This is a genomic window from Saccharibacillus sp. JS10 (assembly GCF_024436065.1).
Taxonomy (GTDB): domain Bacteria; phylum Bacillota; class Bacilli; order Paenibacillales; family Paenibacillaceae; genus Saccharibacillus.
Window position 1 is genome coordinate 1 of sequence record NZ_JANFNS010000004.1, and the last position, 22,787, is coordinate 22,787.

Below are 22,787 nucleotides of genomic sequence, written 5' to 3' on the forward strand. Positions count from 1 at the left end.
CTCACGATCATCTGCATGATCGCGACTCACTTACTGTTCAGTTTTCAAGGAACAAACACTTGATTTTCGTTTCTGCCGCTCAGTGTTTCGCTCGCAGCAGCAACTCTTATATATTAGCACGTTCGTTTTCGTTTTGCAAGTCTTTTTTTTAAAATCTTTTATTTCGCTTTTTCAAAGCGTAATATCGATCTCAATTGGACTGGCTCGAAAGTTCGAACGCCACGGTTGCTCTCGCAAAGCCGTTCTTAGAATATATCACGCTGATATCAAGAAAGCAAGCATTTTTTTCAAAGAAACGATATATTCGTATAAAAAAGGCTTCTGATTGCTCAGAAGCCTTTTCCACACACGCTTTAGATACCACTTATCTTTTTATAACACTTCTAAAATATATAACTGACGATCTTGAATTAAGTTGATAATCTCGCCATTACTCGAAACGATAGGTCTGGTCGGTTGATGGGCATCGGCATAAACGATCTCCCCCATCTTACGATTGCTAAGTTTAACCCGCGTGCCTAACGATAACTGAGTCGTATGCTTAATGAGTGTACGTACAATAGTAGGATCAAGTTTGCCGAACGAATCTTTCTCCAGTTGTTCTAGCACGAGATAAGGCGAAGTCGAACCTTGGTAACGTCGATCAAGCGTCATTGCATGGAAGATATCGGCTACAGCGACGATCTTCGAATAGATATGCAGCTTTTCTCCGGTAGATCCGAACGGATAGCCACTGCCGTCTACACGCTCATGATGTTGAAGAGTTGCTAAAAGTACGCCTTCTTGCAAAGCTGTCGCGTTTTTAAGGATGTGATAGCCGTAAGTCGTATGATTTTTCATCTCTAATTTTTCTTCGGCAGCTAGCTGATCCGGCTTGTGCAAAATATTCGGTTCAATCTTCACTTTACCGATGTCGTGCAGCAGTCCGGCTAAAGCGACTTGAATCCAGTTTTTTTGCGGAACATTCATCCAGCGCGCTAGCATATATGAAGTTAAAGCGCATAATACGGCGTGATGATACATATAATCGTGCTTATCCGGCATCCGCGGCGTAAATCCTAAAATACGATACCCTTGAATTTGGTCGATCAGTTTTTCGAGCTGCGCGCGCCACTGGAAAATCGGCATCTCCATCGCTAACACGGACGGAAATCCGTTTTTGATCAGCGTAACCATTTGTTCGTATTCTTCGATAAAACGTCGTTCTCTACGATCTGGCGTATTGTGCAGCGTTTCAGCATTTTGCGAAGACGAATCTCCGGATTGCTCTGAAGCTGTTTTGTCGTTAGTGGTTGCTGCTTCTTGAAGTTCAACATAATCAATCATAAAAGCATGTAGGATTTCTAAATCTTTAGGAAGAATGACTCTACCTTTTTGAAAAAGTAAATTGCCTTTTTCCGTATAGACATCCGCTACGATCTTTTTGCCTGCTTTGAGTTCTTTTACAGCGATACTTACCACGGTCGTCCACCTCCTTTATTGCGGTCTTTCGTTTTAATCGTCAATCTACCTGTTATCTATGAAAGAGCGATCATTTGATTGAGTATAAAAGGTTCAGCTTGCTTACTCTTTCGATTATATGCCGTGATACCAAGCTCAACAATACCAAAAATATCCGAAAACGTTCTAAATTTATTCTTTTATATAAAAAGCATAACCTATAGCAAAAAGGAGGTTCCGAAGAACCTCCTTTTCATTCTTTATATAGATGTTGAAGTTATTCTGCCGACTCTTCTTCAGTGTTTGGCGCTTCTTCAACAGCAGTTTCCGCGCTCGCTATCTCTGATTGACCTTCGCCTTCTGCCAAATCGCCTTCAAGCAATTCGTCTTCGTCGACTTCTTCGCTTTTATCGATCCGACAAACGGTAGCAACTGCTTCATCTTCACGCATATTGATCAGCTTCACACCTTGCGCATAACGTCCCATCGAAGAGATGCCGTCCATACTGGTGCGAATCAATGTTCCGTTATTCGTGATAATCATCAAGTCTTCTTCGGATTTTACGACTTTCAGACTTGCGACTTCGCCATTTTTGTCCGTAACATTGATGGTCTTGATCCCTTTACCGCCACGGGTCTGAACACGGTACTCGCCAATTGGTGTCCGCTTGCCGTAACCTTTGCTGGTTACGATCAATACTTCGCGATCCAATTTCACAACATCCATGCCAATTACGGTATCTTCGCCTTCAAGCGAAATCCCTTTGACGCCTGTAGCGCTACGTCCCATGGAACGGACATTGCTTTCTTTGAAACGAATCGAAAGACCCGACGCTGTACCCATGATGATTTCTTGCTCTCCGTCAGTCAGTCTAGCTCCGATCAATTCATCGTCTTCGCGAAGATTGATTGCAATAAGTCCACCTTTACGGATATTTCCGTAATCGGTCAGCGGCGTCTTTTTCACAATGCCTCGGCGCGTCGAGAAGAATAAGAACCGATCTTCTTTGAACTCATGCACCGGGATTACCGCATTGATCGATTCGCCTTGCTCGATCTGGATCAAGTTAATTACCGGTGTTCCCCGAGCCGTGCGGCTAAGTTCCGGAATCTCATAAGCTTTGATCCGGTAGACTTTGCCTCGATCCGTGAAGAACAGCAGATGGTTATGCGAGTTGGTCGCAAACAGATGCTCGACAAAGTCTTCATCTTTCGTTCCCATCCCCATAACGCCGCGACCGCCGCGCTTTTGGCTCCGGTACGTACTTGCAGGAAGACGCTTGATATACCCGGTATGCGAAATCGTAATGACGACTTCTTCTTGCGGGATCAAGTCTTCATCCAAGATGCTGTCTTCTCCGATTGTGATTTCCGAACGACGCTCATCAGCGAAACGTTCTTTGATCTCAGTCAGCTCACTGCTAATGATTTCAAGCAGAAGCGTCTCGTCAGCAAGAATCGCTTTGTATTCGTTGATTCTGCTCAGCAGCTCATTGTATTCGCCTTCGATCTTTTCACGTTCCAGACCTGTCAGACGTTGCAAACGCATATCGAGAATCGCTTGCGTCTGTTCTTGGCTCAGCGAGAATCGCTCGGTCAATTGTTCGCGAGCGGCATCCGCCGTTTGTGAACCGCGAATAATCGAAATGACTTCGTCCAGGTGATCCAGCGCAATACGCAAACCATCCAAAATATGTGCGCGAGCTTCGGCTTTTTTCAGATCGAATTCGGTGCGGCGACGTACCACTTCTTTTTGGTGCTCCAGATAGTGATACAACACGTCGCGCAGATTCAAAATTTTAGGCTGACCGTTAACGATCGCAAGCATGTTCACGCCAAAAGTCGATTGCATTGCCGTATGGCGATACAAATTGTTCAACACGACACTTGGGTTCACGTCGCGGCGAAGTTCGATCACGATCCGCATACCGGTACGGTCAGATTCATCGCGCAAGTCGGTAATCCCGTCCAGACGCTTTTCGCGTACCAGTTCAGCAATTTTTTCGACCAAACGCGCTTTATTGACTTGGTATGGAATCTCGGTCACGACAATACGTGCTTTGTTGCTGAATTCTTCAATCTCAGCTTTGGCACGCATCGTAATCGAACCTCGACCGGTCTGATACGCTTGGCGAATGCCTGAACGTCCCAAAATATAACCAGCGGTCGGGAAGTCAGGGCCTTGAATATATTCCATCAGATCGAGCGGTTCCAGATCCGGATTTTCGATTAAAGCAAGTACACCGTCGATAACTTCACCCAAATTGTGCGGCGGAATATTGGTCGCCATACCTACTGCGATCCCGGATACGCCGTTTACGAGCAAGTTCGGATAACGTGCAGGCAGAACAACCGGCTCGTGTTCTTCACCGTCGTAGTTATCTTGAAAATCAATTGTTTCTTTGTTAATATCGCGCAGCATTTCCATCGCGAGCTTCGACAAACGAGCTTCGGTATACCGCATCGCTGCCGCTCCGTCACCGTCGATCGAACCAAAGTTACCGTGTCCATTGACGAGCATATAACGCATCGAGAAGTCTTGCGCCATACGTACCATCGTTTCATAAACGGCAGAGTCACCGTGTGGGTGATATTTACCGATAACTTCACCGACGATTCTCGCTGATTTTTTGTGCGGCTTGTCCGGGGACATGCCGAGTTCCGACATCGCGTATAATACGCGGCGGTGAACGGGTTTCAACCCGTCTCTTACATCGGGCAGCGCGCGGCTGACGATAATACTCATTGCATAGTCCATAAAGGATTCTTGCATTTCCGTACTAATATCCCGGTCTACGACTTGTGATCTTTGTTCTTCCGCCATGACGGCCTCCTTCTATCTTGGATACATTACGTTATAGGTATCTGTATAAGCATAAGGTTTAGTTTTAAAATTCGAGCTTTCTACATCCTTATTATTATACCATCAATCCAAACAAATGTCCGTATTTTGTACTAGAAAGACGCTTGAAACGAAAAAGAAAAGGCGAACCCGAAACGGGTCGCCTCTTCTGAAAAACGCAGCTGCTTCAGCCGAAACGTACTTTCGTTAAATATCCAAATTTTTCACGTACTGTGCGTGCTCATTAATAAAGTCGCGACGAGGTTCGACGTTGTCACCCATAAGGGTATCGAACATCGTATCTGCGATCATCGCATCGCCGATGCTCACTTGCATCATCGTACGAGCGTCCGGATCCATCGTCGTTTCCCACAATTGCGTAGGATTCATCTCTCCCAGACCTTTGTAACGTTGCACATTGACTTTCACGCCTTCACCGAAACCGGCAATGATTTCATCGCGCTCTTTTTCCGAACCCGCATACAACACCGTTTTGTTACGCTCGATTTTGAATAAAGGCGGCTGTGCGATATAGACATAACCGGCTTCGATAATCTGACGCATGTAGCGGTAGAAGAACGTAAGCAGCAGTGTACGAATATGCGCACCGTCCACGTCCGCATCTGTCATGATGACGACTTTATGATAACGGGCTTTGGCAATATCGAAGTCTTCTCCGATACCTGTACCGATCGCTGTAATAATCGCGCGAATTTCCGTGCTCGATAAAATACGATCCAAACGTGCTTTTTCGACGTTTAAGATTTTACCGCGAATCGGAAGAATCGCTTGGAAATGACGGTCGCGACCTTGTTTTGCCGAACCGCCGGCGGAGTCACCTTCAACGATATACACTTCGGAGATCGAAGCGTCTTTCGACGAACAATCGGCAAGTTTACCTGGCAAGGCGCTAACTTCAAGCACATTTTTGCGGCGCGTCAATTCGCGTGCGCGTTTTGCCGCTTCGCGTGCTCTCGCCGCTTGCAGGCCTTTATCGAGAATTCGCTTCGCTGCCGAAGGATTTTCGTTTAAGAAATCGGTCAACTTTTCAGAGAACAAGGATTCTACGATCCCGCGTACTTCGCTGTTGCCGAGTTTTGTTTTCGTTTGACCTTCGAATTGCGGCTCAGGAATTTTAACCGAGATAATCGCGGTCAGACCTTCGCGAACGTCGTCACCGGTCAAGTTATTACCTGCGTCTTTCACAACGCCAGCGCGGCGCGCATAATCGTTGATAATCCGCGTCAAGGCACTTTTGAAGCCGGATTCGTGCGTGCCGCCTTCATGCGTGTGGATATTGTTCGCAAACGAATAAATATTTTCGGTATAGCTATCGTTGTATTGAATCGCGATCTCGACGGCGATCATATCGCGTTGTCCTTCAACGTAGATCGGTTGCTCTTGAATCACTTCTTTGTTTTGGTTCAAGAACGCTACATACTCGCTGATCCCGCCTTCGTAGTGGAACGAAGCATTTTCGCCGGTACGCTCGTCAAGAAGCGAGATTTTGATGCCTTTATTTAAAAATGCCAATTCGCGAATCCGCGTTAGCAGCGTCGTGTAATTAAAAACAGTCGTTTCCGTGAAAATCTGTGGATCCGGGTGGAACGTTGTTGTGGTTCCTGTATCTTCTTCGCTGGTTTCTCCGATTACACGCAAATCGTATTGCGGAGCGCCGTAACGATATTCTTGTTCGTGAATTTTGCCATCGCGTCTTACTTTTACAATGACTTTCTCGGACAATGCGTTCACAACGGATACGCCAACGCCGTGCAGACCGCCAGATACTTTGTATCCGCCGCCGCCGAATTTACCACCTGCGTGCAAGACCGTCATAACGACTTCAAGTGCAGGACGTTTCAGCTTCGGATGTTCGCCGACTGGAATGCCGCGTCCATTGTCGATTACGGTTACGCTGTTGTCTTCATGTACGATGACTTCGATATGATCGCAGTACCCGGCGAGTGCTTCGTCGATACTGTTGTCCACGACTTCCCATACTAGATGGTGAAGACCTCTTTCACTCGTGGAACCGATATACATCCCCGGTCGTTTACGTACGGCTTCAAGCCCTTCAAGAACCTGTATCTGACTGGCATCATACGATTGTTGATCCATTGACATGCTTCGTTCACCTACTCCTGTATGTTGTGAAATTGTGAGAAAAGAATACGAAACGCCCGCTCTCGAAGCTCAGGTAGCGGCAACGAGAAGGGCGGCGTATATAAAAAAGGAATCGCTATAGACCCGATACGAATGACTTCGAACGCTTTTTGAGCGTTGCCGAAGAGATCGGTGAATAATAGACGACGGACTTGGTAACTACGATCGATTTGGCTTCTTCTTCGCCAATCGTTTCGACCACTTTGTTTTCTTTAGCGGCGTTCACGAACTGCTTGGAAATGCGTGAAGACTTTTCAATCGACACGTCGAAAATCGCAATCAGTTCCGAAGAACGGATAATTTTTTCGCCGCCGAGATGAATATACATAAGAACTCGAAGCCTCCCTCAAACAAGCTTTAGGATTCGACCTGCCCTTCGCTGACCTGATAAATATGGGCGCCTTGCAACTTATCCGCATGAATCGTTTCGATTCCGGTCGCGGTAATAAAAGTCTGCACCCGACTTTGAAACGTCTCGATCAGTTGGGTCTGACGGTACGGATCGAGTTCGGACAAGACATCGTCCAACAGAAGAATCGGATATTCGCCGATCTCTTCATGGATCAATTCGATCTCCGCTAATTTAAGCGAAAGTGCGGTTGTCCGCTGCTGACCTTGAGAACCGAAATTATGCACTTCTTTTTCGTTGATGAAAAAGCTAAGGTCGTCTCGATGAGGACCTGCAAGCGTCGTTCCTCGACGAATTTCTTGTTCGCGCACTTGTGATAATTTTATCATAAATTGCTCCAATAAGACAGCTTCATCTTCCTCTTCGGCTTCGCCAAAGGAAGGGACGTATCGAAGAAGCAATTGTTCGCTGCCACCAGTTATCCCCTTGTGGATAGTTTCTGCCCAGACCTGTAGCTTGCGGATAAATCGCTTGCGGCGACGAACAATACTGATTCCGTGCTCGGCAAGCTGTTCGTTCCAAATCTCCATCATGACCGGATCTGGGGTTTTGCCGTAAGACTGCTTGAGCATATTGTTTCGCTGCATCAAAACTTTTTGATACTGCTGCAAATGAAATAGATAGCTCGGTTGTACTTGCCCAATTTCCATATCAAGAAAGCGGCGGCGTATACCGGGTGTACCTTTGACAATCTCCAAATCTTCAGGCGCAAACATCACCACATTCAACGTTCCGATAAAATCACTGAGCTTCCGCTGCTCCAGCCCGTTGATTTTCGCTTTTTTTCCTTTGGGCGATAACGATAATTCTAAATGCACATTCCCGTACTTTTTTTCGACATGACAGCTTGCATATGCCGAGTCTTCTCCGAACGAAATTAACTCTCGATCTTTAGAAGTACGATGCGATTTGGTCAAAGCCAAAACGAACAAAGACTCTAACATATTTGTTTTGCCTTGCGCGTTTCTGCCGATCATCAAGTTCACGCTGCCGAAGTTTTCCAGTTTCAATTCGTCATAGTTGCGGTAATTTCTGAGTGCGATGTCTCTAACTTGCACGTGATTTCGATGCCTCCTGTACGTCTGCCGCAAAATGAAGACGGAGCCGCTTTTGCATCTTGCAAAGCCGCCCCGTCCGCTAAGGATTGTAGCTCGTTCGCGATAAGCGAATCGGTTACCACGCTATATTTTGCCGCCGATTGAAGATCGGAACAATTTATTTTTCTTGAATGACTTGATACGTACCTTCTCCGTCGACTTCAACCGTGTCTCCCGGATATAACTTACGTCCTCGGCGTTCTTCGCTTTCTCCGTTTACTTTGATCAGCCCTTCAGCGATCAACATTTTGGCGCTTCCGCCTGTCGAAATGCAGTCGGCGAGTTTCAAAAAGGTGTCTAGCTTGATGTATTCCGTGCGAATCGAAACTTCATTCATGATTAGGTCTTCCTTTCCAAAAATCAATTCGTTGTGCGGTACGGCAAGATGATGTACAAGCTGTTGCTGTCATCGGTCGGTTCGATAATGATCGGGCTCATTACGCCAGTGAAACGGATCGTCAGCTGCTCGCTTTCGATTACTTTCAGTACGTCGAGCATATATTTAGAGTTAAACGACAAACGAAGTTGTTCGCCTTCGAACTCAGCAAGTTCAATTTCTTCTTTCACTCGACCGAGTTCCGTAGAGCTGGACGATATTTCGACTCCGCCTTCTTCGAGCGTCTGCATCCGGACAATATTTGTTTTTTCTTCGCGCGACAGCAAATAAGCACGGTCGATCGAGTCGCTCAAGTTTTTCGTATCGAGCAGAAGTCTTGTTTTGTGACTGGACGGAATAATTTTCGAAGTGTCTGGGTACAAACCGTCCAAAATTCGCGAATAGAACAGAACACGATCGACTTTGAACAACACTTGGTTGTCCGCAACGACAATTTCGACCAGTGTATTTTGATCCGGAATGATTTTGCTTAATTCGTTTAACGTTTTGCCGGAAATGACGATGTTATTAAACTCCAAATCTTCTGATCCTTCAAGTCTAACCGTACGCGTCGCAAGGCGATGGCGGTCGGTTGCCACGAATTTGAGTTGCCCTTCTTTCAAACTCCACATTACGCCGGTCAAGATCGGTGTTGTTTCTTGCGTCGAAATGGAGAAGACCGTCTGACGAATCATATGGCGGAGCAAATCTCCAGGTACGGATAGTATGCGGTTTTCTTCGATGCTCGGCAATACCGGAAATTCTTCGGGATCTAATCCGACTAACTGAATATCGGTTGCGCCGGCACGGATAAAGGTTTGGAAACCACTACCGACTTCCATTTCGATTTCTTGAGTCGGCAATTTTTTGATAATCTCAACGAAAAATTTAGCAGGAAGCACAACGCTGCCCACTTTTTCGACGGTTACAACGGTTTTGTTGCCTTCTTCGGCTGGAATAAACGATTGGATCGAAATATCGGTATCGCTTGCGGTCAAAGTCACACCGTGATAAGCCACATCGAATTTGATACCGCCAAGAATCGGAATTGTGGTTCGGCTGGAAATGGCTTTGGATACATGTTGAATCGCTTCGCTGAGGTGGGTTTTGGAAATGCTGATTTTCATCTCGTCACTCCTGTAATAGAGAATATATTATTTAAGATCTTTATAGTAAAAGTAGTAGGGGCACTGGATATGTGGATAAAGGTTCAAAATGCCCGACAAACATAACAAACTAAGCCTATCCACATGTGTATAAGTTGTGCATAGGCTTTTCGTTTATTCAGGAAGGGTTTTTGATTTTTTCTGTCAGACTGTGGACAACTTTTGAAAGTTCTTGATCCACTTTCAACGAATGAGTGATCTTTTCATGCGCATGGATGACTGTCGTATGGTCACGCCCGCCAAACGCTTCGCCGATCTTCGGCAGCGAGTAGTCGGTCAATTCCCGAGACAAATACATCGCAACTTGACGCGGAAAAGCAATCGCTTTGGTCCGTTTTCTCGCTTTGAAGTCTTCCATTTTTAAATTATAGTATTCGCCGACTCGCTGCTGGATATCTTGAATCGTAATGATCCGCGGACGGCTGGACGGGATAATATCTTTTAACGCTTCGGCGGCCAAATGCGCGGTTACATCTTGATTCGTCAGCGACGAATACGCTACAACACGAATCAACGCCCCTTCAAGCTCACGAATATTCGTATCGATCTGATTCGCAATATACATCATCGCTTCGTTCGGAACATCGAGCTTCTCCGCACGTGCTTTTTTCCGCAAAATCGCAATTCGCGTCTCTAAATCCGGTGGCTGAATATCGGTAATCAATCCCCATTCAAACCGTGAACGCAAACGTTCTTCCAATGTCGGGATCTCTTTGGGAGGTCGGTCACTGGAAATAATGATTTGTTTACTTTCTTCATGCAGAGCATTAAACGTATGGAAAAATTCTTCTTGCGTCGATTCTTTTCCGGCGATGAACTGAATATCATCAATCAGCAGAATATCGATATTGCGATACTTATTCCGGAAACTTTCACCGCGGTTGTCACGGATCGAGTTAATAAACTCATTCGTAAATTTCTCGGAAGAGATATAAACGACGCGGCTGCTCGGATTATGTTGCAAAATATAATGCCCGATCGCGTGCATCAAATGGGTTTTGCCAAGCCCTACTCCTCCGTACAAAAACAAAGGGTTGTAAGCTTTTGCCGGCGCTTCAGCGACGGCGAGCGATGCCGCATGGGCAAAACGATTGCCTGAACCGATAACGAAGGTATCGAATGTGTATTTGGGATTCAACATATTCGTATTCGCTTCAACATTGACCTGCACCGGAGCCGGTGGCGGGGTCATTTGCTTTTGCAATGATTCTTCTTCGTGCCCAGGTTCTTCGATCACGAATTTAACGGTCACGCTGCGACCCAGAACATCAAAAGCAACTTGCGCAACAAGCTTGGTGTATCGGCTTTCGAGCCATTCGACTGCAAAAGTCGTAGGTGCCGATACCGTTAATGCGCCTTGCGTGAGTTGAGTGACTTGAGTGGCTTTGAACCAGGTATCGAAGCTGGGTTTGCTTAACTTCGTTTGGATAATCGATAAAATTTGTTGCCACAATTGAGCGGTATGGCTGTCCACAAACTGTCACTCCTTTACAATCATACGATGTGGCTTGAGCCTTCGCTTCCGCCAATAGTTTTCGGAATTACAGGTTATCTTCGGACTACTTCTTCGATGGCACTTCTCGCTTCCGCCGCCGCGCCCACTCAGGCCGGAAGCCGATGAAGAAGCGGAATATGCGAAAAAGGAGCAAGAAAGAAGATAAACCGAGAAAAGTCGGGAGGGTTTATCCCCACCGTCCATAGAGATGGGAACAAAAAAAGATGGATAAATTGTACTTGTTCACAACGTTATCCACAGACTGTTGATAATATAGAAGCTAAAACCGAATATTCACATCGAAAAGTAATCTAATCATAGCAAAAGAAGCCGTTCATTTCAACGGTTGTCGCTATTTTATCCACAAAACCAAGACCTTGTGTATAAAAACTATCCACACCACTAGATATTGTTCATAACGTGTTTAAAATCGACCTGTGAATAAAAGTGACTTTTAAAATTATGCACAGTCCAAAAGGCAATACGGTGGAAAAGTAGGTTACGTAAAAACGTGCTTTCCAAGTGGGTTGTAAAAAGAGGTTTGTGGATAACTTTTTCATAATGAAAGCGAACCTCTTTTTGAAAAAGGAAAAGAAGATGAAATTTGATGGTCGTAAATAGGGTGGGGGAGCGAACTTGAAAAATCCAAAAAGTTGAATCCAAAATAAAGAGGAACAAGATACAAGGAAGATCGAGGAGCCGCAGCAATATAAGGTTTCCAGCATGCAAAAAGAGGGAGAAGAAGAAGTGAAGAGCGTTCGTGAAATTTCCCTTTCCTTATATATAGGCATTTATCGCCCCTTTTTTTCTTGAAAAAAGAGGAAGGATGACGAAGAAGTTTGCTTGACTTTGCTGGAAACGCGTGATTAAATGATAAAAGGCATGTTCTGCGAGAAGAAGAACGAATGTGTGTAATTATATTGGTTTCGCATTTTGCAAAACCTGTACTACCCGTATAAGGAGGTGCTATAGTAATGGGTCCTACTTTCAAACCAAACACCAGAAAGCGTAAAAAGGTGCACGGATTCCGTAAAAGAATGAGCACGAAAAACGGCCGCAAGGTGCTGGCTGCTCGTCGTCTCAAAGGCAGAAAAGTGCTGAGCGCGTAAGCTTGAGCACATGAGCGAAGACCACCTACAGGTGGTCTTTTTTTCTTAATAAAGGGGACGCGAGCAAAGGTGCAAAAAAAGTTACGATTACGGAACCGTGCCGAGTTTACTCGCGTATATCGTCACGGCAAATCGTTCGCCAATCGGCAGCTGGTCTTGTATTGGTTTCACAAACGAGACGTTGAACAGTTTCGAATGGGCGTATCGGTCAGCAAAAAGGTAGGCAATGCCGTCGTTCGGAACCGGATTCGCCGTTTAATGAAAGAAATCGTTCGGCATCATGCCGGCGAGATTGTCGATCATATCGATCTGGTCTTCATTATTCGAAAAGGCGCGGTCGATATGGATTATAAGGAATTGGAGAAGAGCGTGCTGCACGTCCTTCGAAAGTCTTCGTTACTCAAAAAGAAAGGGCGTTGAGCAAGATCGACGCCGTTTTGTAAGTAAGCGTTCTTTTACGTTTCAAAAGAAAGGCTAATTATGGTATGATTTTCACAACTGCAAGCGGTTTGCCGATGCGGGAGAAGATCCTGCGGGAGTGCAGGAACATGAAGGTTAAGAGAGGGGTTATCTAGTGTCTCATTTGTTCAAACGCAGAGGCAAGTGGGTGATGGTTATCGCCGCTGTTCTGCTGATTGCCGTCCTTGCAGGTTGCGCGCCAGCTACGACACTGCATACAACGGAAGACTTGAAAAACAGCGGCAGCTTCTGGCAAAGCAATGTCGTGTACTGGTTCGCACTAGCACTTGATAGCTTTGCAGAATGGTTCGGGGGAGAATATGGTCTTGCCGTTCTATTGCTGGTATTGATCGTACGTACGCTGATCTTGCCACTGACAATCAAATCGGTGAAAAGTTCCAAAGCGATGCAAGCGATCCAACCGGAAATGCAAAAGCTGAGAGAACAATTCAAAGACGATCCACAACGCATGCAGCAAGAACAAATGCGTTTGTTCCAAGAAAACAAAGTCAATCCTGCCGCAGGCTGTTTGCCTTTGATTATCCAAATGCCGATTTTTATCGCGCTGTATAACGCGATTATTTATAACAGCGATTTGGCTCAGCACTCTTTCTTATGGATGGAACTGGGTAAACCGGATATTCCATTGACGTTGTTCGCAGCGGCAACGACGTTCTTACAAACGTGGTTGATGATGCGTCAAAACCCAATGCAACAACAAGGACCGATGAAGTTCATGTTGTTCGTATACCCGATTTTGATCTTCTTCATGGGTTATCAATTCCCGTCTGCTCTGCCGCTGTACTGGGCAATGAGTAACGTGTACACCATCGTGCAAAACTTCTTCTTGTATCGCAACAACACACCGAAAGCTGCAGCAGCGGCGATCGCTCAACAAGGCGGAGCACCTACAGGTAAAAATGGCGGTGTAAGTCTTTCTAAAGGCGCAGGTCCGGTCTCGGGTCGCAAAAAGAAAAAGAAAAAACGTTAAGTATTAATGAAACAAAAGAAATGTATTGCTGAAAAACGAGCAGGTGCAAAAGACGAAGCGTAACATGAGGGGGCGCGGATTCGATGACGAGCAAAGTGACGGCTGTAGGCAAAACGGTAGATGAAGCGGTCTCGTTAGGGCTTAATGAGCTTGGCGTAAGCAGAGATCAGGTTGAAGTGAATGTACTGGAGCATCCGTCCAAAAAGTTCCTCGGTCTATTCGGCGGTCGTAAAGCGAAAGTCGAATTGACGCTTATTCGTTCTCATCACGAAGCGTCGCCGAAACTTTTGGCGGAAGAAGTCGCAAGCGATCAATCCACGCGGCTTCAAAGCCCCAATCTTGCTACGCCGAAACCGATGAATGTTTCTTCTTCGGTCGATCCCAAGTCGGCTCCGCGTAGAGAACAAGAAAATTCGGCGATCCGTTCTTTGCAAGAGCATTCGGCGCAGTCTGAAGAGTCGCTGGGCACAAGCCCAATGGAACGTTATCACGAAGCGGCTGACTTTATTCGCGATGTTGCCGAAACGATGGGGCTTCATGTTGAAGTTGATGTTCGTAAAACTCGTGAAGGCGGTCTGCTCGATATCTCCGGGCCTGAACTTGGGATGTTGATCGGACGTCGGGGTCAGACTTTAGACGCTCTTCAATTATTGGCGAGTGTGGTTGCCAATAAAGATTCGGATAAATTTGTCCGTCTGACATTGGATGCCGAGAACTTCCGTCGTCGCCGTGCGAAAACGTTAGAAGATCTCGCAGATCGATTAGCGGAGCGAGTTGTTCGTAGTCGCAAAGAAGTCGTGCTGGAGCCGATGCCGCCGCAAGAACGCAAAGTCATCCATGCTCGATTGCAAAATCATCCCGGGGTAAATACGGGAAGTCGCGGCGAAGAACCGAACCGCCGCGTGGTGATTACGCTCAAATAAGCGCCTACTCCAAAGTAAGCATTCAGGCGAGCGCCCTCTTTGCCCTCAGGCGAAGAGGGCGTCTGCTGTTTGATGAAGAATGAGATCTTCTGTATTTATGACTTTGAAATCGAAAGAAACGGGGAACCGAAGCTTGCGCAGCGAGTGGTGTAGCCTCCCGTTTTTTCTTGCATATAAGACCGAACCATTGTTAACAAGAAAGAGAGGGATACCGATGATTAGCGATACGATTGCAGCCATTTCGACAGCGGTCGGCGAAGGCGGTATAGCAGTGATCCGAGTGAGCGGCCCTGAAGCCGTGAGCGAAGTCAGTTCATTGTTTCGCAGCGCCCAACCGCTAACAGAAGCTGCAACGCATACGGTTCATTATGGGTTTATTATCGATCCAGAAACCAAAGAAAAGATGGAAGAAGTATTGGTGACGCTGATGCGGGCGCCCAAGTCATTTACGACCGAAGACGTGGTTGAGATCAGCGCACACGGCGGCGTGGTATCGGTACGTCGCATTATGGAGCTGCTGCTCAAACAACGTATCCGCTTAGCCGAACCCGGTGAATTCACGAAACGAGCTTTTTTGAACGGACGTATCGATTTGTCGCAAGCCGAAGGCGTTATCGATCTGATTCGTTCGAAGTCGGACAAAGCTTTTTCGGTCGCGTTCAAGCAAGTCGAAGGGGATCTATCGCGCCGTATTCAAGAATTGCGGCAGACTTTGATCGAAACTTTAGCCCATATCGAAGTCAATATCGATTATCCTGAGCATGACGTGGAATCGATGACTTCCCTTTTTATTCAAGAAAAATGCGGCTCTGTGCTAACCGAAATTGACCGACTGCTCAAAACAGCGAGCCAAGGCAAAATTTTGCGTGAAGGTATTACGACCGCGATCGTCGGTCGCCCTAATGTCGGGAAGTCTTCGCTCCTCAATGCATTGTCCAGACAAAACCGGGCGATCGTCACCGATATTCCGGGTACAACGCGCGACGTCATCGAAGAGTTTATTACGATTAATAATATTCCGTTGAAATTACTCGATACCGCAGGGATTCGTGAAACGCTGGACGTCGTTGAAAAAATCGGCGTTGAACGTTCCCGCACTGCTTTGAACGAAGCCGACCTGATCTTGCTTGTGCTCAATAATGGCGACGAGTTAAATGAAGAAGAACAACAATTGATGGAACAAATCAGCGGTCGTCAATCGATCGTCATTTTAAATAAAATGGATCTGCCGCAAAAAGTCGAAACCGAAAAAGTAAAACAGTTCTACAAAGAAGAGCTGATTGTGCCGATGACGGTAAAAGAAGGCGAAGGCGTAGATCGACTGGAAGAAGCGATTTCTTCTTTGTTCTTCGAAGGTAAGCTTGAAAGCGCGGATTTGACTTATGTCTCGAATGTACGTCATATCGCGCTGTTACATCAGACGAAACGTTCGTTGATCGATGCGATCGAAGCTGCCGAAATCTTCGTTCCGATCGATATGATTCAGATTGATGTGCGGATGGCTTGGGAGCAACTGGGCGAAATCATCGGCGATACGGCTCAAGATTCATTGATCGATCAGATCTTTTCTCAATTTTGTCTCGGCAAATAAGCAAATCTATTGGATCTTACGTTATCTAATTAGGAGGATCACTCATGACATATACAGGCGGAGAATTCGACGTTATCGTCGTAGGCGCCGGGCATGCCGGTGTAGAGTCGGCGTTGGCGTCGGCTCGTATGGGCTGCAAAACTTTAATGGTCACTATCAATCTCGATATGGTCGCGTTCATGCCTTGTAATCCGTCGATCGGCGGACCTGCAAAAGGGCATGTGGTACGTGAAATCGATGCGCTCGGCGGCGAAATGGGACGCAATATCGACAGAACTTTTATCCAAATGCGTATGCTGAATACGGGTAAAGGCCCAGCTGTCCATGCACTGCGCGCACAAGCCGATAAATTCTCGTATCAACAAACGATGAAAGAAACGATGGAAAAAGAACCGAATCTTACGATGCGTCAAGGCATGGTCGAAGAACTGATCGTCGAAGACGGTAAATGTGTAGGCGTCTTGACGAAGACCGGTACGCGTTACTTGGCAAAATCGGTTGTCATCACGACCGGTACGTATCTGCGCGGCAAAATCATCATGGGCGAATTGATGTACGAAAGCGGCCCGAACAATCAGCAGCCTTCGGTTCGTTTGTCCGAACATTTGCGCGAACTTGGCTTTAATCTGGTTCGATTCAAAACAGGAACGCCTCCACGCGTACACAAAGATACGATCGACTTTTCCAAAACCGAAATTCAACCGGGCGACGATAAGCCGAAGTTCTTTTCGTACGAAACGAAAGGTTCGACGAATGAGCAGCTTCCTTGCTGGTTGACGTATACGTCGCCAGAAACGCATCAAATCATTAATGATAATCTACACCGTGCGCCGATGTTCTCCGGATTGATCGAAGGAACGGGCCCGCGTTACTGTCCGTCTATCGAGGACAAAGTGGTACGCTTCAGCGACAAATCGAAGCACCAAATCTTTTTGGAGCCGGAAGGTAAAAATACGTCGGAGTATTATGTACAAGGATTATCCACGAGTTTGCCGGAAGACGTGCAATTAAGCATGCTTCGCACGATCGCGGGTATGGAAAAAGTAGAAATCATGCGTAACGGTTATGCGATTGAATACGATGCGATGGTTCCAACGCAACTTTGGCCGACGCTTGAAACGAAGCTGCTTCCAGGCCTATTCACGGCTGGGCAAATCAACGGTACATCGGGCTACGAAGAAGCCGCAGGTCAAGGCATTATGGCAGGCATCAACGCTGCTCGCAAAGCCCAAGGTAAAGAAGGCGTTGTACTGGATCGCTCGCAAGGTTACATCGGCGTGCTGATTGACGATCTCGTAACCAAAGGAACGAACGAACCTTACCGCCTGCTAACTTCGCGCGCCGAGTATCGTCTGCTTCTTCGTCATGATAACGCGGATCTGCGCCTTACGCCGATCGGTCATGAAATCGGCTTGATTCCGGACGAGCGCTATGCCGCTTTTGAAAGTAAAAAAGCGAAAGTCGAAGCCGAAGTAAAACGTCTGGGCAAAGCGAAAGTACACCCGGATCAAGTGAACCCAACATTGGAACGTCTGGATTCAGCTAAGATTCATAACGGTTCCGATCTGCTTACTTTATTGCGTCGCCCAGAAGTATCGTATACCGATATTCAAGATATTATCCCGACCGATATTGAGCTGGATGAAGAAATGAAAGAACAAGTCGAAATCCAAGTGAAATATGCCGGATATATCGAGAAGCAATTGGCGCATGTCGAAAAGTTGAAAAAGATGGAACAGAAAAAAATTCCTGAAGGCCTGATCTATGACGAAGTACGCGGTCTTGCGATGGAAGCCAAACAAAAGCTAGCGGCGATTCGACCGTTGTCGATCGGACAAGCTTCACGTATCTCGGGGGTAACACCTGCCGATATTTCGATTCTGCTCGTTTACCTGGAACAGTACCACCGGGTAGCGGCTGCGCGGGGGTAAGTATGGATTCTATTCAGCAACGATTTGTTCAGCGATTGAAAGAAAAAGGCATCGAAATTAATGACACTCAACTCCAGCAGTTCGAGACGTATTACGAACTGTTGGTTGAGTGGAATGAAAAAATGAATTTGACCGGGATCACAGAGCGCGAGCAAGTGTATGAAAAGCATTTTTACGATTCCGTCACATTGGCTTTTTTCGTCGATATGAAACGGGTCGAAAATCTCGCAGATATCGGTTCGGGCGCTGGGTTCCCCGGTGTTCCGCTCAAAATCGTATTCCCGCATTTGAAGCTTTGCATTATCGATTCCCTGAATAAACGGATCACGTTCCTTAAAGCTGTTTCTGAAGGTCTTGGTTTGAAAAACGCAGAGTTTTTGCATGGTAGAGCCGAAGAATGGGGACATAAGCGCGGATACCGCGATTCTTTCGATCTGGTAACCGCGCGCGCTGTTGCTCGCCTTGCCGTATTGAACGAGTTTTGTCTGCCTTTCGTAAAGCCTGGTGGTGTTTTCGCCGCTATGAAAGGTACCGATCCTACAGAAGAAATCACGGATTCAGCGAAAAGCTTGCGTGAACTTCGCGGAGAGATTACCGATGTAGATGCGTTCCGCTTGCCTTTCGACGATTCGGAGCGCCATATTATTCGTATTCTCAAAACCGCGTTCACGCCTTTCAAGTATCCGCGTACACCGGGATTGCCTTTGAAAAAACCGTTGGTTTAATCATTCTGTTTCACGTGAAACAGCTACAGGTATAACTGAATCTCGAAAAATAAGGTCATCTGAAGCTTCGCTTAACCGCGATTTTTTAGATGATCTTTTTTTCGTTTATCGAATATGTTCGAAGCGATTTCAGGATAGGATTCAGCTACAAAAAGTGATAAACTGAAAGTGTCTGTTCGTAGGTTTTTTTGAATGAAATGGATATCGAAAAGAAGTATTGCCGCATCATGCGGGGGGAACGCAGCGGCTTCGGGATGGTCGTGAACCGATCAATGATGCAAAATCGGGAGTTGAAATTTCTTGAGAAGGACGATGCAAAAGGTCGCCTTCCCGGAATAGGTGGTCATGTTCGGAATGAAAGAACAATTTTCCAAGTTATTCGGGTTGACAGAACGTTCGATCGGAGACGAAATCAAGCAAGTTCCAATCGACGATATTGTGAGTAGCCCTTATCAGCCGCGCACGATCTTTGATGAAGAAAAGATCGAAGAGTTGTGTCAAACGATACGCACGCATGGCATTATTCAACCGATCGTGGTTCGGATGCGAGACGGTAAGCATGAGATTATTGCAGGCGAACGCCGCTGGCGCGCGGTGCGAAAATTAGGGCTGCCTACGATTCCCGCAATTGTGCGTGAATTTAACGATTCGCAGACCGCTTCGATTGCGCTGATCGAAAATTTACAGCGCGAAGGGCTGACGGCGATCGAAGAAGCGGTTGCTTACGAGAAGTTGCTGGAGCTGCATCAGTTGACGCAAGAAAGTCTGGCGCAGCGTTTGGGCAAAAGCCAATCGACGATTGCGAATAAGCTTCGGCTTCTGCAATTGCCGGAAGGCGTCAAAGAAGCGTTGATCCAACGGAAAATCACAGAGCGTCATGCTCGCGCTTTGCTGTCTTTGAGTAATGAAGAGCGACAACTGAAAGTGCTGCAAGAAATCATCGACAAAGAATTGAATGTGAAGCAGACGGAAGCCAGAGTTGCTTTTTACAAACAAGTGAAGTCTACCCCTAAGTCCAAAAAAGTCTCGTATACCAAAGATGTTCGTCTCGCACTCAACACGATTCGTCAGTCGATCGATATGGTATCCGGATCAGGTATGGATATTCAGACGACGGAAGCGGATCAAGGAGACCATTACGAGATCGTGATTCGAATTCCGAAGAAGTCATAGCGGAATCATCAAAAGCCAACCGAGGTGAATCCGATTGTCTAAAATTATAGCGATTGCCAATCAAAAAGGCGGCGTCGGCAAAACCACGACTTCTGTAAATTTAAGCGCCGGTCTAGCCAAGCTAGGCAAGCGTGTGCTCCTGATCGATATTGATCCGCAAGGCAACACGACAAGCGGCGTCGGGATCAACAAAGCGGACGTCGAACATTGTATCTACGATATTTTGATCAATGAAGTTCATCCGAACGAAGTGATTGTCTCAACGCATATTGAAGGGCTAGATGTCATTCCAGCTACGATTCAACTAGCAGGTGCCGAGATCGAACTTGTCCCGGTCGTGACCCGTGAACTTCGATTAAAGAAAAATATTCATTTAGTCAAAAAAGACTACGATTATATTTTGATCGATTGCCCACCTTCTCTCGGCATTCTCACTATCAATTCGTTGACGGCTGCCGATTCGGTGATCATTCCGATCCAGTGCGAATATTACGCGTTAGAAGGTCTGAGCCAATTGCTCAATACCGTGCGTCTTGTGCAAAAGCACCTCAATACCGAACTTCAGATCGAAGGTGTATTGCTGACAATGCTTGATGCACGAACGAACCTCGGGATTCAAGTCATCGAGGAAGTGAAAAAATATTTCCAAGATAAAGTATACGGAACAATCATTCCGCGTAATGTGCGTTTAAGCGAAGCGCCATCACACGGTCAGACGATTATGACCTACGATCCGCGTTCTAAAGGAGCCGAAGTCTATATGGAGCTGGCAAAGGAAGTGGTTATCGGTGAATAAGAAGTTAGGTAAAGGCTTGGGAAAAGGGCTAGATGCTTTGATTCCTTCTTTGTCGGTCAGTGAGAGCGACCAGATCGTCGAGGTTCCGCTGAACCGGCTTCGCGCCAATCCGTATCAACCCAGACATACTTTTGATGAAGAAGCATTGCGAGAACTTGCAGAATCGATTCGGCAGCATGGCGTGATTCAGCCGATCATCGTGCGTAGTGTATTAAAAGGTTATGAAATTATTGCCGGTGAACGGCGGACTAGAGCTTCGGCTTTGGCAGGGCGCACAGAGATTCCCGCTGTTGTCCGTGAATTTACCGATCAGCAAGTGATGGAGATTGCGTTGATCGAAAATGTGCAGCGTGAAAACTTGAATGCGATGGAGATCGCAGTCGCTTATCAATCGCTGATGGACGAGTTCAAAATGACGCAGGAAGACCTTTCGGTCAAAGTCGGAAAATCGCGTTCGCATATCGCTAACTTTTTACGTTTACTTACGCTTCCGGAAGAAGTGAAAGACTGTGTTTCACGTGGAACGCTGTCGATGGGTCATGCCAAAGCTATCGTAGGGCTTAAGCAGCCGGCGCTCCAAATCCAATTAGCCGAACAAGCGATTGCGCAAAAATGGAGTGTTCGCGAGTTGGAAGAAGCGGTGCAAGAAGCCGGAAGCAAGTCGAAAAGCAAAACGAAAAATAAGCTTAAAAGACGTGATCCTTATATCGCAAACGTCGAAGATTCACTTCGTGAACATTTTAAAACGACGGTCAAGATCAAACCCGGCAGTCAAGAAAAAGGCAAAATCGAGCTTAGTTATTACAATCAGCAAGACTTGCAGCGGTTATTGGACTTGCTTCAATAATCGGATCGGAAGGAGCCAAGAAAATGAACGACACTATTCATCAACCGGTCATTTATCTGGATCATGCCGCAACGTCTTTTCCAAAGCCTGAATCGGTTCTTCAAGCGATGCAACATTCAATGCGAGAAGAAGCTGCAAACCCGGGTCGGGGTGGTCACAAAATGGCGATTGCTGCGGGTCGCGTACTGATGCGTACCCGGCTTGAATTGTCTTCGTTATTCGGCGTATCCAACCCAAGCGATATTGCATTCATGCCCAATACGACAGCTGCTTTAAATCAAGGCATACAAGGTTGTCTGCAACCGGGCGACCATGTGGTCACCACGATGATGGAACACAATTCGGTGCGCCGACCGCTGGAATATATGCGTAAAAAGTATCAGGTAGATGTGGATTACGTGACTGTTGATGAAGCTGGGCAGATCGATCTGAGCGAGCTTCGTAAGCTATGCAGCAGAAAGACTCGTTTAATCGTCTGCAATCATAGTTCGAATCTGCTCGGCAGTATTCTTCCGATTCAGGAGATTGCTGAAATTGCTCAAAGCGTCGGAGCTTGGCTACTGGTTGACGCGGCGCAAAGTGCTGGCAGTATTCCGGTAGATGTAAAAGCGCTTGGGATCGATATGCTGGCTTTTCCCGGTCATAAAGGATTGCTGGGTCCGCAAGGAACCGGAGGTCTTTATATCTCGCCGTCGTTGGATTTAGAACCGCTTATCTATGGCGGAACAGGGAGTCAATCCGAAGAAGTGGATCAACCTTCTGTTCGTCCAGATCGTTATGAAGCAGGCACACCGAATACCGTCGGAATTGCGGGACTCGGTGCTGGCGTTCGGTATATAAAAGATATCGGAGTGTCCGTGATTGGACATCATGAATGGCTGCTCACTCAATATGCGATAGAGCAATTGTCCGCTGTACGAGGACTACGTCTGCTTGGACCCCAATTGGGAGAACCGCGCACGGGTATCGTTTCTTTTATCTTGGAAAGTATTGATCCGTCGGCACTCGCTTTTCGTTTGGATCGAGAATATGGGATTGCGGTGCGCGCGGGTTATCATTGTACGCCGCTTGCCCATCAATCCGCGAATACGACTTTAAGCGGAGCCGTGCGTAGCAGCTTCGGTTATGACACAACAAAAAAAGATGTAGAAGCGTTGGTTGACGCAGTACGACATATTGCCAGTTCGGTGTAACTCCGTAACGAATCGGGTAAATATCGAAAATGTACCTGCCGCAGACAAGCGTATAGAAGGG

Annotated in this window: 19 protein-coding genes; 11 read left to right on the plus strand and 8 right to left on the minus strand. The window is 46.6% G+C overall.

Annotation, left to right across the window (positions count from 1 at the left end):
- Window positions 1-372: 372 nt before the first annotated feature.
- From NOM90_RS12875 to dnaA, 8 genes are all read right to left on the minus strand, one after another.
- Window positions 373-1,461 carry an HD-GYP domain-containing protein gene (locus NOM90_RS12875; RefSeq protein WP_255942455.1) on the minus strand — a complete coding sequence of 363 codons (1,089 nt, stop codon included), beginning with the start codon at window positions 1,459-1,461 and terminating at the stop codon, window positions 373-375.
- 256 nt (window positions 1,462-1,717) lie between these two features.
- Complete coding sequence (gene gyrA, locus NOM90_RS12880) at window positions 1,718-4,264, minus strand: DNA gyrase subunit A (RefSeq protein WP_255942456.1); 2,547 nt, start codon at window positions 4,262-4,264, stop codon at window positions 1,718-1,720.
- A gap of 225 nt (window positions 4,265-4,489) precedes the next feature.
- Entirely contained in the window at window positions 4,490-6,406 is a 1,917-nt protein-coding gene (gene gyrB / locus NOM90_RS12885; RefSeq protein ID WP_255942458.1) for a DNA topoisomerase (ATP-hydrolyzing) subunit B, read from the minus strand.
- A 115-nt stretch (window positions 6,407-6,521) separates the two neighbouring features.
- Entirely contained in the window at window positions 6,522-6,773 is a 252-nt protein-coding gene (gene remB / locus NOM90_RS12890; protein WP_255942460.1) for an extracellular matrix regulator RemB, read from the minus strand.
- 29 nt (window positions 6,774-6,802) lie between these two features.
- Window positions 6,803-7,912: a DNA replication/repair protein RecF gene (gene recF / locus NOM90_RS12895; protein ID WP_255942462.1), complete on the minus strand. Its 1,110-nt coding sequence runs from the start codon at window positions 7,910-7,912 to the stop codon at window positions 6,803-6,805.
- A 157-nt stretch (window positions 7,913-8,069) separates the two neighbouring features.
- On the minus strand, window positions 8,070-8,288 hold the full coding sequence (gene yaaA / locus NOM90_RS12900) for a S4 domain-containing protein YaaA (protein ID WP_255942464.1): 219 nt from the start codon (window positions 8,286-8,288) through the stop codon (window positions 8,070-8,072).
- A gap of 23 nt (window positions 8,289-8,311) precedes the next feature.
- Window positions 8,312-9,454 (minus strand): DNA polymerase III subunit beta, encoded by a 1,143-nt coding sequence (gene dnaN / locus NOM90_RS12905; RefSeq protein ID WP_255942466.1) that lies wholly within the window; start codon window positions 9,452-9,454, stop codon window positions 8,312-8,314.
- A gap of 157 nt (window positions 9,455-9,611) precedes the next feature.
- Window positions 9,612-10,967 (minus strand): chromosomal replication initiator protein DnaA, encoded by a 1,356-nt coding sequence (gene dnaA, locus NOM90_RS12910; RefSeq protein WP_255942468.1) that lies wholly within the window; start codon window positions 10,965-10,967, stop codon window positions 9,612-9,614.
- A gap of 995 nt (window positions 10,968-11,962) precedes the next feature.
- On the opposite strand from dnaA, the gene rpmH reads away from it, so the two are divergent.
- The 11 genes from rpmH (at window position 11,963) to NOM90_RS12965 (ending at window position 22,726) form a co-directional block, all read left to right on the plus strand.
- Window positions 11,963-12,097 carry a 50S ribosomal protein L34 gene (gene rpmH, locus NOM90_RS12915; RefSeq protein ID WP_018976936.1) on the plus strand — a complete coding sequence of 45 codons (135 nt, stop codon included), beginning with the start codon at window positions 11,963-11,965 and terminating at the stop codon, window positions 12,095-12,097.
- Window positions 12,098-12,166: 69 nt separating this feature from the next.
- Window positions 12,167-12,517, plus strand: a complete 351-nt coding sequence (gene rnpA, locus NOM90_RS12920) for a ribonuclease P protein component (RefSeq protein ID WP_255942474.1) — start codon at window positions 12,167-12,169, stop codon at window positions 12,515-12,517.
- Window positions 12,518-12,671: 154 nt separating this feature from the next.
- Window positions 12,672-13,547: a YidC/Oxa1 family membrane protein insertase gene (locus tag NOM90_RS12925; RefSeq protein WP_255942475.1), complete on the plus strand. Its 876-nt coding sequence runs from the start codon at window positions 12,672-12,674 to the stop codon at window positions 13,545-13,547.
- An 83-nt stretch (window positions 13,548-13,630) separates the two neighbouring features.
- Window positions 13,631-14,470 carry an RNA-binding cell elongation regulator Jag/EloR gene (gene jag / locus NOM90_RS12930; RefSeq protein ID WP_255942476.1) on the plus strand — a complete coding sequence of 280 codons (840 nt, stop codon included), beginning with the start codon at window positions 13,631-13,633 and terminating at the stop codon, window positions 14,468-14,470.
- A gap of 214 nt (window positions 14,471-14,684) precedes the next feature.
- Window positions 14,685-16,061, plus strand: coding sequence for a tRNA uridine-5-carboxymethylaminomethyl(34) synthesis GTPase MnmE (gene mnmE / locus NOM90_RS12935; protein WP_255942477.1), 1,377 nt, complete (start codon window positions 14,685-14,687; stop codon window positions 16,059-16,061).
- Window positions 16,062-16,105: 44 nt separating this feature from the next.
- Entirely contained in the window at window positions 16,106-17,992 is a 1,887-nt protein-coding gene (gene mnmG, locus NOM90_RS12940; protein WP_255942478.1) for a tRNA uridine-5-carboxymethylaminomethyl(34) synthesis enzyme MnmG, read from the plus strand.
- Window positions 17,993-17,994: 2 nt separating this feature from the next.
- Window positions 17,995-18,717 (plus strand): 16S rRNA (guanine(527)-N(7))-methyltransferase RsmG, encoded by a 723-nt coding sequence (rsmG, locus tag NOM90_RS12945; RefSeq protein ID WP_255942479.1) that lies wholly within the window; start codon window positions 17,995-17,997, stop codon window positions 18,715-18,717.
- Window positions 18,718-19,071: 354 nt separating this feature from the next.
- Window positions 19,072-19,890, plus strand: coding sequence for a nucleoid occlusion protein (gene noc, locus NOM90_RS12950; RefSeq protein ID WP_255942480.1), 819 nt, complete (start codon window positions 19,072-19,074; stop codon window positions 19,888-19,890).
- A gap of 34 nt (window positions 19,891-19,924) precedes the next feature.
- Window positions 19,925-20,686 carry a ParA family protein gene (locus NOM90_RS12955; protein WP_255942482.1) on the plus strand — a complete coding sequence of 254 codons (762 nt, stop codon included), beginning with the start codon at window positions 19,925-19,927 and terminating at the stop codon, window positions 20,684-20,686.
- The gene (locus NOM90_RS12960; RefSeq protein ID WP_255942483.1) at window positions 20,679-21,533 is read left to right on the plus strand and encodes a ParB/RepB/Spo0J family partition protein; all 855 of its coding nucleotides are present in this window, start codon (window positions 20,679-20,681) and stop codon (window positions 21,531-21,533) included. The genes NOM90_RS12955 and NOM90_RS12960 overlap by 8 nt, the downstream gene beginning before the upstream one ends.
- A 23-nt stretch (window positions 21,534-21,556) precedes the next feature.
- On the plus strand, window positions 21,557-22,726 hold the full coding sequence (locus NOM90_RS12965) for an aminotransferase class V-fold PLP-dependent enzyme (protein WP_255942484.1): 1,170 nt from the start codon (window positions 21,557-21,559) through the stop codon (window positions 22,724-22,726).
- Window positions 22,727-22,787: the final 61 nt, after the last annotated feature.